The sequence below is a fragment of the Streptomyces boncukensis genome (genome assembly GCF_011045075.1).
Classification (GTDB): domain Bacteria; phylum Actinomycetota; class Actinomycetes; order Streptomycetales; family Streptomycetaceae; genus Streptomyces; species Streptomyces boncukensis.
The window spans coordinates 1-2,856 of the sequence record NZ_JAAKZZ010000731.1 but is presented as its reverse complement, the minus strand read 5'-3'; the positions used below and the strand labels follow the sequence as shown (position 1 = coordinate 2,856).

Genomic DNA, 2,856 nt, shown 5'->3' with positions numbered 1-2,856 from the left:
CGCCGCACTCGCCCGCGAACTCACCGAACTGGGCACCACCGTCACCATCCCCGCCTGCGACGTCTCCGACCGCACCGCCCTCCAGCACCTCCTGGAGACCATCCCCGCCCAGCACCCCCTCACCACCGTCATCCACGCCGCCGGCACCGCCGACACCACACCGCTCCCCGAGCTGTCCCTCGACCGGCTGAGCGAGGTCCAGCGCCCCAAGGCCCACGCGGCGGCCCAACTGCACGAGCTGACCCGGGACCTCGACCTCGGCACCTTCGTGCTGTTCTCCTCCGGCGCCGCCGCCTGGGGCAGCCGTCAGCAGGCTTCCTACGCGGCCGCCAACGCCTATCTCGACGCGCTCGCCGAACACCGCCGCTCCCTGGGCCTGCCCGCCACCAGCCTGGCCTGGGCGCCCTGGGGCGAGACGGGCATGGCAGCCGACGACAGCGCGGTCGCGTACTTCGGCCATCTCGGGCTCACGCCCCTGGCCCCGGACCTGGCGCTCGGCGCGCTCCAGCAGGCCCTCGACCGCGGCGACACCACCGTCACCATCGCCGACGTCGACTGGCAGAGGTTCCCGGCCGCCTTCACCACCCAGCGCCCCAGTCCGCTGCTCAGCGAGCTCGCGACACCCGGCCGGCGGGAGGACGGGGGCGGACGGGGCGCACCGCCGGGGGACCACGCGCTCCGGCAGCAGCTCGCCGAGGTCCCGGCCGCGCAGCAGCACCACCTGCTGCTCCAGCTGGTACGGGCCCGCGCCGCCGCCGTGCTCGGCCACTCCGGTGCGGACGCCGTCCCGGCCCGGCAGCCGTTCCAGGAGCTGGGCTTCGACTCCCTCACCGCCGTGGAGCTGCGCAACCAGCTCAGCACGGTCAGCGGGCTCGATCTGCCCCCGACGCTCGTCTTCGACCACCCCACGCCGCACGCCGTGGCCACCCGTATCCACGGCGAACTCACCGGCGGGCAGCAGGCCGACGACGCGCCGGCCGGCCCGGCCGACGGCACCTCCGCCGCCCCGGACGAGCCGATCGCCATCGTGGCCATGGCGTGCCGCTTCCCCGGCGACGCGCGCAGCCCCGGCCGGCTGTGGGAGCTGGCCGCCTCCGGCCGCGACGCCATCACCGGCATGCCCGCCGACCGCAACTGGGATCTGGACCTCCTCTACCACCCCGACCCCGATCACCCCGGCACCAGCTATCTGCGCGAGGGCGGCTTCCTGCACGACGCGGCCGAGTTCGACGCGGGCTTCTTCGGGATCAGTCCGCGCGAGGCGCTGGCGATGGACCCGCAGCAGCGGCTGCTGCTGGAGACCGCCTGGGAGGCGTTCGAACGGGCCGGGCTCGACCGGGAGTCGCTCCTCGGCAGCACCACCGGCGTCTTCACCGGAGTGACCTCGCAGGACTATCTGTCCCTCACCACCGACACCGCCTCCGATGTGGAGGGCTACGTCGCCACCGGCAACATCGGCAGTGTGGTCTCCGGGCGGGTGGCCTACACCTTCGGCCTCGAAGGCCCGGCCGTCACCGTGGACACCGCCTGTTCGTCTTCGCTGGTGGCCACCCATCTCGCCTGCCAGGCGCTGCGCCAGGACGAGTGCTCGCTGGCCCTGGCGGGCGGGGTGACCGTGATGGCCACCCCCGGCGCGTTCGTGGAGTTCTCGCGGCAGCGCGGAATGGCGGCCGACGGACGGTGCAAGGCGTTCTCGGCGGCCGCGGACGGCCTCGTCTGGGGCGAGGGGTCAGGGCTGCTGCTCCTGGAGCGGCTCTCGGACGCGGAGCGCAACGGCCACCAGGTCCTGGCGGTGATCCGGGGCTCCGCGACCAACCAGGACGGCGCCAGCAACGGGCTGACCGCGCCCAACGGCCCCTCCCAGCAGCGGGTCATCCGCCAGGCGCTGGCCAACGCGCGGCTGGACCCGGCCGATGTCGACGCGGTCGAGGCGCACGGCACCGGCACCGCGCTCGGCGACCCCATCGAGGCCCAGGCCCTGCTCGCCACCTACGGACGCGACCGCACCGCCGAGGAGCCGCTGTGGCTCGGCTCCGTCAAGTCCAACATCGGGCACACCCAGGCAGCGGCCGGGGTCGCCGGTGTGATCAAGATGGTCATGGCGCTGCGCCACGGCGTGCTCCCGGCCTCCCTGCACATCGACGAGCCCACGCCGAACGTCGCCTGGGACTCCGGCACGGTGCGGCTGCTGACGGAGTCCACGCCGTGGCCGCGCCGCGCGCGGCCGCGGCGGGCCGGGGTGTCCGCGTTCGGGATCAGCGGCACCAACGCCCATCTGCTCCTGGAGCAGGCTCCGGAGCAGGAGGCGGCACCGGCGGCGGCCGGCGGCGGCTCCGCGGTCCCGGCCGGGGTGACGCCGTGGGCGCTGTCGGCGCGCAGCGCCGAGGCGCTGCGCGGCCAGGCCGCCGCGCTCGGCGCGCGGCTGGCCGCCGCCCCCGCCACCGACCCCTCCGAGGTGGCGTGGTCGCTGGTCACCAGCCGGTCGGTGTTCGAGCACCGGGCCGTGGTGGTCGGCGAGCGCCAGGAGGAGCTGCTGGCGGGAGTGGCCGCGCTGGCGTCCGGTGACGCACATCCCGGCGTCGTCAGCCCGGGAGCGCCCGCCGTGGCCGCCGAGCGGGGGCCGGTGCTGGTCTTCCCCGGGCAGGGCTCGCAGTGGGCGGGCATGGGTGCCGAACTGCTGGACACCTCCCCCGTGTTCGCGGACCGGATGGAGGAGTGCGAGTGGGCCCTGTCGCCCTATGTGGACTGGTCCCTGGGCGAGGTGCTGCGCGGGGACGGCGCGGAGCTGTCCCGGGTGGACGTCGTCCAGCCGGTGCTGTGGGCGATGATGGTCTCCCTCGCGGCGGTCTGGGCCGA

At 75.2% G+C, this 2,856-nt stretch carries 1 protein-coding gene; it reads left to right on the top strand.

Annotated features, from left to right (window positions below; genetic code table 11):
- The coding region (locus tag G5C65_RS34875) for a type I polyketide synthase (protein WP_165303072.1) at positions 1-2,856 on the top strand (2,856 nt) is incomplete at both ends.